Here is a 13,806-nt window from a genome sequence, read left to right as displayed (position 1 = left end):
TAAGAATATTATTATGTTAAATAGAGTTTGTGTAGAATGTATATCATGGAAAACGAGTATTTTGTAGACGAATTGTAGGTTTTAAATTAGTTTGACGTAATACTATTTATTATGTATAAACTAATAACAATCTATAATAATGAAAACTACTTACTCAAAACAGAGGGCGTGCATGGTGCTTTTTGTTTTAACCTCGGTGCTTTTTAGCGCTAAAACTATTTCTGCATTAGCAGGTCGTTTGGGTTTTGAAAATGATAATAGATCCACATCTTGCATTATTAGAAATCAAAACCAGCAGACATTCACAAAAAAAATAGGTATTGTTGATGATTATTTTTCCTTAAAGAAGAGTTTTGGGAATTCTTCGATGGTAAAAAGCAGTCAGTTAAAAATCTTACCAGCGCCACAAAATGGTGATTTCCGAACCGAGCCAGGTAGTACTGCTAGCATTTATTTTGCTTCTACGTCCAACTGGCAAGTATATGGCTCTGGAGGCTGGCAAGCGGCTACTGTATCACCACAGTCGGCAAGTTGGACTCCCGAAAATATTTTCATAGAAAGTGGAAGTTATGTAGACGTTGCGAGAGGTAGGATGTATAAGAATATTTTTATTAGTAATAATGTATTTGTTTATTCGGCAGATACTGACCCAGGCTTGGGAATTGCTGATGGCAAAAGTTTGGAAGTTATTTCTGGGACTTTATCTGTTAATGGAAATTTAACTTTGGGTGCTAGTAGCAAACTTATTGTAAGATCTGCAGGATTGCTAGATCTTAATAATTCAGAAGCTCAAACTGCGCTACAGCCGACTTCTCAATTTGAGATTGAAAATGGTGGCATAGTTAACATCTCTAAGGAAAATACCAATATCTGGAATGGTATTGAGATTTTTCATGAAGATTCCAATGTTAATATTACTGCATGGGATGGTGGTCCCTTGTTTAGTACGGCTAGTATGATTTCTAATTATACGGTCGCAGGTATTTCTGCAAAGTTTGGGAATTTGAATATCGAAACTTCTTCTCACTGGAATCAGGTATTCCCTTCAGGAACGTATCAAATTACGCATCGCGATCTTAAATTGAAGAATACGTCAACCTCCTCAAGTATTGAGATGGCGATCAATTTTGATAATTTAACGGTGGGAAGGGATTTATACATTGGAGGAATAGGTTTAGTTTTAGGCCAATCAACTAATGGTGATAAGACCTTAACTGTAAAAAGGAATTTTATTAAAAACGATGCTGGAAGTTTTATCCTTCTTGCCAAAGCAGGAAACAAAAAAGCTTTTCTAAATATCAATGGTGATTTTCTTCTTAATGGCGGTGTTTTTAATTTGAGCAATAACAATTCGCATCCTAATACGTCTAAGGTTAATTTGGGAGGGAATTTTAAGAAGGTTAATACCGGAACTGTAAATTCCTATCTGGTCAATTCTAATACAGGAAGTACTGATGTAACTTTTAATTTTGTAGGAAATCCAACCAATTTAACACAAACTATTACCGCGACTTCTAATACGACTTCCAATGATTTTATGTATTTGTATTTCTATATTAAAAATAGCGCTAATGTCAAATTAACCAAAGATTGGCAACTGGGGACAAGTGCAAAACTAATTGTAGAAAATGCAGGCATCTTAGATTTTGGATTAAATGGTTTGACAGCAAATAATATATCAAGAATAGAAAATCAAACATCTCAGTCTTTTGAATTAATGGCTGGCGGTAAATTAATTATCACTTCACCAGAAGGGATTATGACAGGAGGCACTTATACAGGAAATGTACAAATAGGAGGTGATGCGACAACAAGGGTTTTTTCAGGTGATGCGACTTACCACTATGTAGGACGTAGTAACCAAGTTTCCGGTAATGCTTTACCAAATGCTGTTTCTGCCAAAAAGGTAATTGTAGAACTTTTTACAGATGCGTTTACTTTTCAACCCAATGGATTAAAAAGAATCAATAGCAATGGTTATTTAGAAATCAGAAAAGGGATTGTTCTCGATAACGGGACAGGTTCTTTCTCCGATGGTGATTTGCCTTCCGAGAATGGTGGACTCATAATGAGTGGCGGCCGGTATCGACTACAAAAGATAGGTTTTAATCCGGGACTTTCTGGGACTTATAATTTGACAGGTGGTATTGTTGAATTTAACAATGCTAATGCAAGCAGTCAAAATGTGCGTGCTCCCAAATTATATAACAAAATAGAAGTTACAGGGACTAATGTATGGAGTACTTCGGGGACAATTAGCTTGCGCGACCAAGGAAGTTTTACAGTGAAAAGCAATGCTGATTTTGCAACAAATACACAGACTATAGATGGTCCAGTAGGCACACAGAGCCTTATTGTGGAAAGCAATGCTATTTTTAAAACTGGTGATGAAGACGGCTTCAGTGGTGGCACCAATACTTCTGTCGATAATACTATTGAAAACATCAGTCTTGCCAATGCCAGCACCATCGAATATTCTAGGGGCGGTAACCAAATTATCACCAACGCACCTGTTACGACATCGCCCATTGGTGCTAATTATGCCCATTTAAAAATTTCAGGTTCTGGTATTAAAACCGCTACAGGAGTTACAAAGGTTAATAATTTAGTAAGTGTAGTAGGAGGGGAATTAAAACTTCCCGAAACTGCTGATAACCTAGCATCTAATGTTCTTGAAGCCAAACAAGGTCTCCAAAACACAGGTGGAATTGTAAGGTTTGAAAATAATGCTATCCTGATGCAAGATCCTACCGCTAATAATATAGGTGCTATCAATCTAGAGCGCAAAGCAACAGTGCCAGCTAATCAATACAATCTTTGGGCGTCACCCGTTGTAGAGCAAGATTTATATGCGTTATATGGTAGTCCCAATTCTGTTATGGCAGGCAAGGTGATGGAGTATATAACAAAAACAGATACCTTCAAACCAGTAATAGCGGGCACAAAGTCTGCAAAAGCCAAAGGCTATTCAGCGATAGGTCTTGCTTCAAATGCCGTAAAAGCAATTTTCAGTGGTGTGCCCAATAATGCCGCTTTTGTTTTTGATGTAGGTAACAATGTCGGTCAGGGCGATGGTTACAATCTTACAGGCAATCCATATCCTTCTAATTTTGATTTGGATTTATTCTATACTTTAAACAATACCTTGCTGGATGTGGCTAAGGATAACAATGCCTATTTCTGGGATAATACAGGCAATACAGATTATAACCAATATGGCAGTGATTACTCGGGAGATAATTATGCAACCTATAATTTTTCTAGTAAAACAGGTAATCAAGCGCCCAGATTTAATAATGACGCCGCGGCTAAAAAACCTATTAATATTATCAAGTCGGGACAGGCCTTTATTGTAAAACTTAAGAGTACAACAGCAAGTCTTAGCTTTGATAATACGATGAGAACCGCTACTTCAAGTGCTGTTTATTTTAAAAACGAAAAGCCCAAACGCTATTGGTTGGAATTGATAACGCCTAAAAATTTAATCATCAGTACAGCTGTTGTCTATGATGAGGGCGCTGCCAATATATATGATAAATATGATGCTTTGGCCAATACATCAGCTTCAGATTTATTTTATAGCATCAGTAGCGATGCAGAGCCATTGAGCATCCAAGGACGACAAGATGTTGATATTAGAAATGATGTTATAGCATTGGGTGTAAAAGCTTATGAAAGTGGAAATTACAAAATAGCTTTTGCAGAAGGTGATGCTATTTTCGCTGATGGACAAGATATCTATCTTAAAGATAAGCTGTTGAATAAAATTGTTAAATTAAACGATGGCAATTACAATTTTACATTAGAAAAAGGGTTTAATCTCGGCCGTTTCGAAATAATTTATAAATCAGATTTAGTGCTTAATGCGACAGATCCGACAAAAAATGATTTCGTAGTTTATAAAGATCAAGAAGATTTTATTATAAAATCTGATAAAAACTTGGGACAAGTCGAAGTTTACGATGCCGTGGGCAGATTAATATGGACAGAGTGGACGAATCTTAAACAATTAAACATAACATCTTCCATATTCACAAAAGGTATTTATATTATTAAAGCAGATCGTTTTGGTGAAACTCGTTTTAAAAAGATTATCAAATAACAAATGTTTCTAATAATTAAACAACCCAATACACATCAAACAAACGGATACATTTTTTGTATCCGTTTGTTTGATGTTTAAAATTTATATTAAACCCGAACAGCGTCTGGAACCATAATTTCGTAATTGCCACCGAAGGAAATAATTTCGCGGACAATACTACTGCTGATAAATGATTTGCCCGATGAGGTGAGTAGGAAAATCGTTTCGATAACGCTTTCTCGTGTCAAAGCTCTGTTGGTTTGCGCAATTGCTTTTTCGAATTCAAAATCGGCAGGATTTCTAAGGCCCCGCAATATGAAATTAACATTTTTGCTTTTGCAATAGTCCACCGTTAAGCCTTCAAAATCATCGACTTCCACATTGGGGAAATCTTTGAAGGTGTTTCGGATAAACTCTTTACGCTGTTCTAACGAGAACATGTATTTTTTTTGTGAGTTTCTACCAATGGCAATAATAATTTTATCAAACAAAGGCGAAGCGCGTTCTACAATATCGTAATGTCCTAGCGTGATGGGATCAAAAGATCCTGGAAAAACAGCAATTCTCATGTCGTTTTTATTTTATTAATGTAAAGGCTTTTTAAGGGCTTTTTCCACTTCGTTCCCACAAAGATCTTGGATGGAAATACCGTATATTTTTGCTTGTTGTGGTAAAATACTTGCTGGGGAAAAACCAGGATTGGTATTCATTTCCAACATATAAGGTTCACCATGCATAATGATATATTCACTTCTGGAGAAACCACTCATTCCTAAAGAATCATAAGCGCGAATGGCGATTTCTTCCACTTTTCTGCGGGTTTCGTCATCCAATCTTGCAGGGGTAATCTCTTGTGAGGCGCCTTCATATTTAGCTTCATAATCGAAAAATTCGTTCTCCGAAACAATTTCTGTAATGCCCAAAACAATGGTTTTTCCTTGATAGTCTAAAACACCAACAGAAACTTCGGTGCCATCCAAAAAGCTTTCGATAAGGATTTCGTCATCTTCTTTATAGGCGAAGGCAATGGCGTTTTCCAGTTCAGAAATCTCTTTCACTTTAGAAATCCCAAGGCTACTTCCCGACTGATTAGGTTTTACAAAAAGCGGAAGTCCAAGCTCTGCAACAATATTTTCAGCATCAATCTTTTCACCTTTTCTCAGATAGATACTTTTTGCCGACGGAATATTATATTTTGACAAGACAGCCAAAGTGTCTTTTTTATTAAAAGTTAAAGCGCTTTGGTAGAAGTTACAACCTGTATAGCGTTGTCCAACGGCGTCCCAATAGGCTTGTAGAATGCCATTTTCGCCAGGCGTTCCGTGGATAATATTAAAACAAGCATCGAATTTTAGCTGGCTTCCATCGCCCAATGTTACAGAAAAATCCGCTTTATTAATCTCCAGTTTTTGTTCGTTGTCATCCAAAAAATACCATTCATCTTTTAGGATAACAACTTTATATACATTGTATTTTTCGCGCTCCAGCGAGTCATAGATTAGTTGTCCACTTTTCAGTGACACGACATATTCGTCAGAATAGCCGCCCATAACCACGGCTATATTTTTCTTTTCCATAACAGATTTATATTATCGCAAATGTAAAAATTTTATCAACAAGGAAGACGCGGTTCTGCTTTTATTTTTGGGCGATTCCGCAACTTTCCAATACATATTCCTTGCCGAAGTTGCGGTCGGGCTATCCGCTGCTATCTTCTTGCCTTTGCAATATGCCATTTCTTAAGAAGGATATCCGCTACTATCCCTATCGCAAAATGGCACAAAAAATGAAGCATGAAGAAAAAAAATACAAAATATATATCTATATTTGCTAGATATTTTTGTAACAAAACAATAGCTTATGTTCAAATCTTTTTTCCACTGGAAAGTTCTCGTTAACATCGTTCTCGCGTTAGCGGTATTTGCGGGTCTTGTATGGTTAACTTTCCGTTGGTTAGAATTTCATACCAATCATGGTGAAGAAATTCCTGTTCCTAACGTCATGAATATGACGGTGCACGATGCGATAAAAGTCCTAGACGACTCTGGCTTAGAATATGAAGTTGACAGTGCGCAGTTCAATCCAAAATTCAAACCTTTTCAAGTCTTGTTGGTGTCGCCATCGCCAGGATCTCATGTTAAAGGAGGACGAACAGTTTTGCTAAAAGTTAATCCACGAACTTGGGCGAAAGTTGCCGTTCCGGATATTATTGATCGTTACAAAGGTTTGGCATTTAACCAACTTAATTTGGTGGGACTCAAAGTAGGTGATACACTCTACGAGCCAAGTATCCAAAGAGATGCTGTTCTTAGAATCTTATTCCAAAATCGACCCATAAAACCAGGTGAACTTCTTCCTAAATTCTCAACCGTCGATTTGGTAATTGGTTCTGGACCATTACGAAATGTGACCATCCCGAATTTGGTGGGAAGAACCGTCCAAGAAGCTAAAAAAATAATTGCTCAAAATTTATTTGAAGTTGGTATCGTAGAATACGAATCCGGTACGGCTGACGATGCTGCTATTATTTACTATCAAGATCCGCCAGCTGGTGCATTGCGAGATCAAGGCATGCAGATTGACCTTTGGGCAAGTCACAAAACGCCTGCCGAAATGTTTAACAAAGTCAAAGAATTGGATTTGATGTATCGTCCAAAAATTGATACGGTAGCACCGCCTCCAATTCGTTACGAAGAAGTTGAGGTTGACCAACCAGCAGCAGTAGTGCCAAAACCTGCACCTGAAAAAAAACCAGAAACACCTAAAACAACAACTACCAATAATAATTCTAACACGGCCAATAAGCCAGCAGCAGAAAAACCGAAAGAGAAGAAAAAGGTAATTGTAGAATAGACCGTTTAAGACTATTACTAATATAATGGCTTCAGCATTGTTGTTGAAGCCAATTTTGATAAAAAAAATATGCAAGAGGACGATTTTGATGAAGCTTTTGAAGATGCTTTAGAATCCAATGATGAGATTGGTCTTAGCGACGAAAATAGCGGACTCTTTGAACATCTCAATATCACAGTCGATAAAAAACAAGAGCCTTTAAGAATTGATAAATTTTTATTGATCTATCGACAAAACTCGTCGCGCAATAAGATTTCTCAAACTTGTCGCGCAGGAAATGTTGTGGTGAATGGCAATCCGGTTAAGCAGAATTATCGTGTAAAGCCAGGCGATGAGATTAGTGTGCTTTTGGCGCATCCACCACGTGAAAATGTTATCATTCCACAAGATATTCCGATAAATATCGTTTATGAAGATGAGGATTTGGTGGTTGTGGACAAAGAGGCAGGAATGGTGGTGCATCCGGGTTTCGGCAACTGGGATGGTACTTTGGTAAATGCTTTGGCCTTCCATTTTGCTAAAAATCCCAATTATAATTCCGATTTGGATCGAGTAGGACTGGTGCATCGTATTGATAAAGATACTTCTGGACTTTTGGTCATTGCTAAAACGGAATATGCGCTGAGCTATCTAGCAAAACAATTTTTTGACAGAAAAACCAAACGCCTTTATTGGGCTTTTGTTTGGGGAAATATAGAAGAAGACGAAGGCACTATTCGAGGACATATCGGGCGCCATCAGAAGAACAGAATGCAAATGGCAGTCTATGAGGATGGCAGTCATGGAAAACACGCGGTGACACATTATAAAGTTTTGGAGCGTTTTCGTCACATGACTTGGGTAGAATGCAAGTTGGAAACGGGAAGAACACATCAGATACGGGCGCACTTCAAACATATCGGGCATACTTTATTTAATGATGAACGCTATGAAGGACATCAAATATTAAGAGGGGTTAATCTCCCAAAATACAAACAATTCGTCCAAAATATTTTTGAAATATTGCCGCGTCATGCTTTACATGCCCACACCTTAGGCTTTGTTCATCCGACTACAAAAAAAGAAATGTATTTTGAAAGTCCGATGCCTGGCGATATGCAGGAAGCGGTTGATAGATGGCGGAAGTATTTGGAAAACAATTAAAATAAAAAAGGAAACTTTAATTTTTTATATTTGTCTCGTGAGAAAAATTTATAAAATTTTTAGTCTTGTTGCGGTTCTTGGGTTATTTGCTGAAAATACGGCAAAAGCACAGGAGACTTTACCACTTTACCAACAATATTTAATGGATGGCGATTTCTTGTTCAATCCTGCATTGTATGGCGAATCCGATGATTTGGTTTTGAATTTGAATTATCAAAAACAATTTTCCAATTTTGGAGAGTCGCCCAATGTACAATCTGTTGGGATGCATGCCAATGTGTTTGACAGAGTTGGCGTAGGCGCTTCTTTTTTCAGGGATCAAAATGGCCCCATTTCAGCCAATGGAATAACGGTGGGCTCATCCTATTTTATACCACTTGGTGACGAAGAAAACCGTATGAACCAATTCTCTTTTGGTGCTGGTGTCAATTTTTATAATATGAGTTTGGATACGGCGCTGTTGACGCCAGATAATCCTAATGATCCCGTTTTGTATGACAAAAATATATTTTTAGCCTATGCTAATTTGGGTATGGCTGTTAAATACAGAGGTTTTGCAGGTGGGGTTTCTGTGATGGATATTCCATTAAATAACGACATTCCCATTGTCAACGGAATAGAACCATCTCCAACAAAAATTATTATGAATGCTGGCTACGACTGGCATTTTGTAGATGGTTTTTATGTAACGCCTTCAGTTCTTTTAAATCTTAATACCAACTCCTCGCGCGTGATGGATTACAACATTATGGGAACCTTTTTCTCAGAAGGTGCGAGCTTCTCTGGCGGTGTAAGTTTCAGAAGTGCAAAAAGCAGCGTAGGAAGTCAGAATTTGGGACTTTCACCTGTTATAAAAGGCCGCATTGGGAAACTAACTTTCGGGGCAGTTTATAACTTCGGGATGTCTGAATTACAAGAAACCGTGGGTAACAGTTTTATGCTGAGTTTAGGCTTTAGATTTGAAAACTTTATCAATGGTAAAGGATTCCGATACAGATAAAATTTATTAATATTAAATAGTCAAAAAGCCACAATTGCTGGCTTTTTTTGTTGATGATTTATATACATATTCCTTTTTGTAAACAGAAATGCAGCTATTGCAATTTTCATTTTTCGACGTCTTTGATTTTGAAGGAAGAAATGCTGACTTCGATAAGTAAAGAATTGAAGTTGCGACACAGCGAGTTGCAAGATAAAAAAATAGAATCTCTCTATTTCGGTGGCGGTACGCCATCTCTTTTGAAGCCTGAAGAAATCGGAAAAATAATTGACGATGTTAATCATTATTTTGAGTTGGATTCTGCGATAGAAATCACTTTAGAAGCCAATCCAGATGATCTTAATAACTCGTTTTTAAAAGAGATAAAGAATGTTGGCGTCAACCGATTAAGTATTGGGACGCAATCTTTTTTTGAAGAAGATCTTAAGTTGATGAACCGCGCACATTCCGCTTCGGAAGCCGAATCCAGTATCAAAAGAGCTCAGGATTTCGGTTTAGAAAACATCAGTGTCGATCTTATCTATGGATCGCCAACGTCGACGATGGAAGAATGGAAACAAAATTTGTTGAAAATTATTGAACTCCAAGTGCCGCATGTATCGTCCTATGCTTTAACAGTGGAGCCGAAAACGATTTTAGAAAATTGGATTACAAAACAAAAAATAAAATCGCCAGACGAAGCTTTTCAGAATGAAGCTTTCTTTTTTATGTCCGAATTTTTAAAGGAAAACGGATTCGATCATTACGAGATTTCAAACTTTGGAAAACCCAATTTTCACTCGAAGCACAATTCGTCTTATTGGGCTTACAAAGCCTATTTGGGACTTGGGCCATCGGCGCATTCTTATGATGGCGCCACACTTAGAAGTTGGAATGTGGCTAACAATACCAAATACATCAAATCGATTTCCGAGAATATACTTCCTATCGAACGCGAGGAGCTCAGCGAAAAAGACCGCTACAACGAAATGCTGATGATTGGACTTCGCACTCAAAAAGGTGTGGATTTGGTTCAGTTTAAAAATAGTTTCTCGAGTGATTTAGTTTCCGATTTTGAAAAGTCGATTCAGCAGAAACTAAAAGACACTATTTTAATTATTGAACATGATAGGTTGCGTATTCCTGAGGAGCATTGGTTTATGGCAGATGGGATTGCCTCGGATTTATTTTTGGTTTAAACCTTTAAGAATCAAAATTTATAGGACGAATTTAATTTTAGAATACAATTAATAAGTAATTTTGCACAAAAGAAATTTTTTGAAACCAGATTATTCTCACTTATCCGCCAAACAACCTATCGGCATTTTCGATTCTGGCGTTGGCGGACTTACTGTAGCTAAAGAAATAAAACGATTGATGCCTCATGAAGATCTCATCTATTTCGGGGATACCAAGCATTTGCCGTATGGTGAAAAATCCAAAGAAGCCATTGTCGGTTATTCTTTAAGAATTGTCGAATTTTTACTAGGTCTTAATTGTAAAGCCATTGTAATCGCGTGTAATACAGCGACAGCTAATGCTCTGAAAGAGATTTTGGAATTGGTCGATGGGCGCGTTCCTGTTTTTGATGTGATTAATCCTGTTGCAGAAAAAGTGGCTTTTGAGATTCATAACAATGTTGGAGTTATTGCGACGAAAGCCACCGTTAATTCTGGGCTTTATAAAAAAAGTATCCGCAAGCATAACAAATTTATCAAAGTGGATGAGTTGGCGACGCCGCTTTTGGTGCCTGCCATTGAGGAAGGTTTTGCAAATCACCCGATAACGCATGCTATTATTTATAATTATTTGTCCAACAATAAGCTTAAAAATATTGAAACTTTAATTCTTGGATGCACACATTATCCGTTGCTTCAGAATGAAATTAAACAATATTATGGCAATCGTGTTCGTGTGATTGACTCACCCAATATCGTAGCAAGTCAGGTGAAAAGTGTGCTGGACAAATACCAATTGTTAAACGAAGACAATCCGGAGCCTAAATACCAGTTTTTCTTATCAGATATCACGAAAAATTTTGAAAGAATATCGAAAAAGTTTTTTGGAAACCGAATCGCATTGGAGCTGAAAGTTTTATAAACTTTCAGCTTTATTTTTGTCGAAAAAAGAGAAGCTTACATTTCCGTATTTTCGCGTATCGGTCAATAGTGGATGTTCAAATTTTTGTCGGCTTTGATGTTCCAAAACAAACGTGCCATTTTCTTTTAAAAATGCACCTTCCGTAACCAGCTTAATTAGATCCTGATATTTAGTTTCGTCCATATCAAAAGGTGGATCAGCAAAAACCAAATCATAGGTTTTAGCGTTATTTTTTTTGCGTTTTAGCCAATCAAAAACATCAGAACGTTGGATGTTAAGTTGCGGGCCAAAGCCTAATTCTTGCGCCGTGGTGTTGATGAAACCTGCATGTCGTGGGTTCATTTCGATTGTGGTGATGTCTTTGCAATCTCTGGAAGCGAATTCTAAACAAATAGAACCGATGCCTCCAAACAAATCCAAAACCGAAATATATTGCATGTCAAACCGATGTTCCAGCATGCTGAATAAAGCTTCTTTTGCGTAGTCGGTTGTTGGTCTGACGTCAAAGTTTTTTGGAGCAGCAATTCTTTTTGCTTTCCATTTCCCAGATATAATTCTGTACATTATTTTTAAATTTAAATTGAAGTTTCCTTTTTAGGTGTTGAGTATAAAAGACTTTTTATACAAATTATCGAAAAGGATTTTCAAATGTTTTGCAAATTTTTGCAATTCCGAAATAAAAGTGTCGTTCTCTGTCGTTTCGCCATAGATGTAGAAATAGGTATCGTTGATCCCGAAACCGATTTTGCTAAGGCTAAACATAATGAAATACAAAAAGTCAACTTCTGACGAGGCGTCAAGATTGTTGTACAAGACGACTTTTTTGTTTTCCAAAGCGAAAAACTCGACTTGATTTTTGTAAAGGTTGATGTGTATTTCTTTTTTGTGTTTGTTGTTGATGCTGTTCAGGAATTTTTCCCCTGTAAAGTTGAAGTTGGTAGGAAGTTCTTTCGCCTTTATCACTTTATAGAAGCTTTTTGGAAAACTATAATAAAATTGAATATTAAATTTTTTATTAATCGATAACATCAGTTCTTCATTGTTTTTGTCCACATCAGCATTGTAAGCGATGAGGTCAAAACCAAGATTGTGTTTTTCGAAACCTTCGGGCATTAGGGTAAAATGATTAAGCGTGCTAAAGACCGTGATGTCTTGATAATCATTACGTGATAATACTTCGTTAAGCGCTTCTTCTATTAGGTTGGCAGGACTTTCTTCCGTTAAAAAAAACTGTTTTTCTTCGATAACTTTTTTAGATTTCAGAATTTGCCATTGTAGGCCATCCTTCATAAAAAGAAGAGATAATTTTTGCATATAACAACTTTTACAACTGCAAATTTATGAAATTATAACGACTGCGTTTTAGTTTTATGAGATATAGCACTCGAGATTTTTTTATTTTATACTATATTCGCATTTTATTAAATTAAAGATACCTACATTCTTATGTCGTTTTTCCAAGAAAAATCCATGTTGATGAAAAGGAGTTTGTTAACTCTAGGATTGGGACTTTCTGTTGCAGTCTGGGGACAAACCTCGATTAAATTTGAAGATACCGATTTTCAAACGATTCTTGCTAAAGCCAAAAAAGATAAGAAACTTATATTTTTGGATGCTTTTGCAGCATGGTGCGGTCCATGTAAGATGATGGAAAAAAATGTTTTTACAGATGCCAAGGTTGCAGATTATTATAACAACAACTTTATCAATGCCCGATTTGATATGGAAAAAGGCGAAGGAAGGACTTTGGCACAAACCTATTTTGTGAGAAGTTATCCTACTTTTTTATTCATTAACGGAGATGGCGAAGTGGTTGGGCAAGAGTTGGGCTATATCCCAAGTGATGAGTTTCTAAAAATTGCCGAGAAATATAACAAACCAGGCAATGCGCAAGGAAGTTTGCAAGAACGATTTGATAAAGGCGAGCGCAATCCAGAGTTTCTAATTAGCTTTTTCAAATCTGCAGTAAAAATTAATCCTTTAAAAGCTAAGCAAGCTGCCGAAGCTTATTTTAAAGCTAAAACAAGTCAGGACTTTACGAATGATGAGATCAATATGCTGTTCGGAAGTATCCAGTCCAATCAGGATTTTAATTATCAATATATTGTAAATCACAAAGATGTTCTTACCAAATATATTGGCAATGACAATTACAGCCAATTTCTTTTCCGTGTGAACATTGGGAAAATTATTCAGGATGCTTCAAATGTTGAGAAAGGAAGTTTTGACGATCAATTATTTTTAAGAGAAACCTCAAAATATATTTCTGCTGAGGAAGCGCAAAAAGCTTTGAATATTATTAAATTAAATTTTTTCCAAACCACTCAAAACTGGACATCTTACGAGACCACAGCTTTGGACGTTTTCAAAACGGGTGATGGCTTCTCTGCTGAAGATCTGGTGACGGCTTGCAATTTTTTCAATCAACACGTTAGCAACAAAACTTCTTTGCAACAAGCGGCAATGTGGGCGGAAAAAGCGTTGATGATTGAAGATTCTTTCCGAACCAATGCAACTGTGGCGCAGCTTTATAACAAGCTTGGAAAAAAAGTTGAAGCTAAAAGTTTTGCAGAATCTGCCGTGTTACATGCCAAAGGACAAAATGTTGATTTGACGGAGGTTAATAAAATTATCAATCAGAAATAAT

Annotated in this window: 11 protein-coding genes; 7 read left to right on the top strand and 4 right to left on the bottom strand. The window is 36.8% G+C overall.

Going from position 1 to position 13,806, the window contains the following annotated elements:
* The first annotated feature begins 139 nt into the window (after window positions 1–139).
* Window positions 140–4,102 carry a T9SS type A sorting domain-containing protein gene (locus ACVFVN_RS00875; RefSeq protein WP_456233777.1) on the top strand — a complete coding sequence of 1,321 codons (3,963 nt, stop codon included), beginning with the start codon at window positions 140–142 and terminating at the stop codon, window positions 4,100–4,102.
* Between the two features lie 89 nt (window positions 4,103–4,191).
* On the opposite strand, the gene coaD is transcribed toward ACVFVN_RS00875, so the two are convergent.
* Together coaD and ACVFVN_RS00865 are read right to left on the bottom strand one after the other, a co-directional pair.
* Window positions 4,192–4,653: a pantetheine-phosphate adenylyltransferase gene (gene coaD, locus ACVFVN_RS00870; protein ID WP_165132850.1), complete on the bottom strand. Its 462-nt coding sequence runs from the start codon at window positions 4,651–4,653 to the stop codon at window positions 4,192–4,194.
* A 15-nt stretch (window positions 4,654–4,668) separates the two neighbouring features.
* The gene (locus ACVFVN_RS00865) at window positions 4,669–5,661 is read right to left on the bottom strand and encodes a D-alanine--D-alanine ligase (protein WP_456233776.1); all 993 of its coding nucleotides are present in this window, start codon (window positions 5,659–5,661) and stop codon (window positions 4,669–4,671) included.
* A gap of 283 nt (window positions 5,662–5,944) precedes the next feature.
* Between ACVFVN_RS00865 and ACVFVN_RS00860 the strand changes: the two genes are divergently transcribed.
* From ACVFVN_RS00860 to murI, 5 genes are all read left to right on the top strand, one after another.
* Window positions 5,945–6,937 (top strand): PASTA domain-containing protein, encoded by a 993-nt coding sequence (locus ACVFVN_RS00860; RefSeq protein WP_165132844.1) that lies wholly within the window; start codon window positions 5,945–5,947, stop codon window positions 6,935–6,937.
* Window positions 6,938–7,006: 69 nt separating this feature from the next.
* Window positions 7,007–8,080, top strand: a complete 1,074-nt coding sequence (locus tag ACVFVN_RS00855) for an RluA family pseudouridine synthase (RefSeq protein WP_456233775.1) — start codon at window positions 7,007–7,009, stop codon at window positions 8,078–8,080.
* A gap of 37 nt (window positions 8,081–8,117) precedes the next feature.
* Window positions 8,118–9,080, top strand: coding sequence for a PorP/SprF family type IX secretion system membrane protein (locus tag ACVFVN_RS00850; protein ID WP_456233774.1), 963 nt, complete (start codon window positions 8,118–8,120; stop codon window positions 9,078–9,080).
* A 53-nt stretch (window positions 9,081–9,133) separates the two neighbouring features.
* Complete coding sequence (hemW, locus tag ACVFVN_RS00845; RefSeq protein ID WP_456233773.1) at window positions 9,134–10,258, top strand: radical SAM family heme chaperone HemW; 1,125 nt, start codon at window positions 9,134–9,136, stop codon at window positions 10,256–10,258.
* A gap of 79 nt (window positions 10,259–10,337) precedes the next feature.
* Entirely contained in the window at window positions 10,338–11,159 is an 822-nt protein-coding gene (gene murI / locus ACVFVN_RS00840; protein ID WP_165132832.1) for a glutamate racemase, read from the top strand.
* On the opposite strand, the gene ACVFVN_RS00835 is transcribed toward murI, so the two are convergent.
* Together ACVFVN_RS00835 and ACVFVN_RS00830 are read right to left on the bottom strand one after the other, a co-directional pair.
* A complete protein-coding gene (locus ACVFVN_RS00835) occupies window positions 11,154–11,723 on the bottom strand; it encodes an RsmD family RNA methyltransferase (protein ID WP_456233772.1) in 570 nt (189 codons plus the stop codon). The genes murI and ACVFVN_RS00835 overlap by 6 nt on opposite strands.
* 30 nt (window positions 11,724–11,753) lie before the next feature.
* On the bottom strand, window positions 11,754–12,473 hold the full coding sequence (locus tag ACVFVN_RS00830) for a DUF3822 family protein (RefSeq protein WP_456233771.1): 720 nt from the start codon (window positions 12,471–12,473) through the stop codon (window positions 11,754–11,756).
* A 132-nt stretch (window positions 12,474–12,605) separates the two neighbouring features.
* Between ACVFVN_RS00830 and ACVFVN_RS00825 the strand changes: the two genes are divergently transcribed.
* Window positions 12,606–13,805, top strand: a complete 1,200-nt coding sequence (locus tag ACVFVN_RS00825; RefSeq protein WP_456233770.1) for a thioredoxin family protein — start codon at window positions 12,606–12,608, stop codon at window positions 13,803–13,805.
* The last annotated feature ends 1 nt before the right edge of the window (window position 13,806 follow it).

The sequence above is a fragment of the Soonwooa purpurea genome (genome assembly GCF_053891095.1).
Note: the sequence above shows the minus strand (reverse complement) of the source record. Positions and strands in the feature narration are given on the sequence as shown.

Excerpts from the sequence above, each read along its gene's own strand:
- ACVFVN_RS00875 (WP_456233777.1), top strand. The coding sequence starts at position 140 with ATGAAAACTACTTACTCAAAACAGAGGGCGTGCATGGTGCTTTTTGTT.
- coaD (WP_165132850.1), bottom strand. The coding sequence starts at position 4,653 with ATGAGAATTGCTGTTTTTCCAGGATCTTTTGATCCCATCACGCTAGGA.
- ACVFVN_RS00865 (WP_456233776.1), bottom strand. The coding sequence starts at position 5,661 with ATGGAAAAGAAAAATATAGCCGTGGTTATGGGCGGCTATTCTGACGAA.
- ACVFVN_RS00860 (WP_165132844.1), top strand. The coding sequence starts at position 5,945 with ATGTTCAAATCTTTTTTCCACTGGAAAGTTCTCGTTAACATCGTTCTC.
- ACVFVN_RS00855 (WP_456233775.1), top strand. The coding sequence starts at position 7,007 with ATGCAAGAGGACGATTTTGATGAAGCTTTTGAAGATGCTTTAGAATCC.
- hemW (WP_456233773.1), top strand. The coding sequence starts at position 9,134 with ATGATTTATATACATATTCCTTTTTGTAAACAGAAATGCAGCTATTGC.
- ACVFVN_RS00835 (WP_456233772.1), bottom strand. The coding sequence starts at position 11,723 with ATGTACAGAATTATATCTGGGAAATGGAAAGCAAAAAGAATTGCTGCT.
- ACVFVN_RS00830 (WP_456233771.1), bottom strand. The coding sequence starts at position 12,473 with ATGCAAAAATTATCTCTTCTTTTTATGAAGGATGGCCTACAATGGCAA.
- ACVFVN_RS00825 (WP_456233770.1), top strand. The coding sequence starts at position 12,606 with ATGTCGTTTTTCCAAGAAAAATCCATGTTGATGAAAAGGAGTTTGTTA.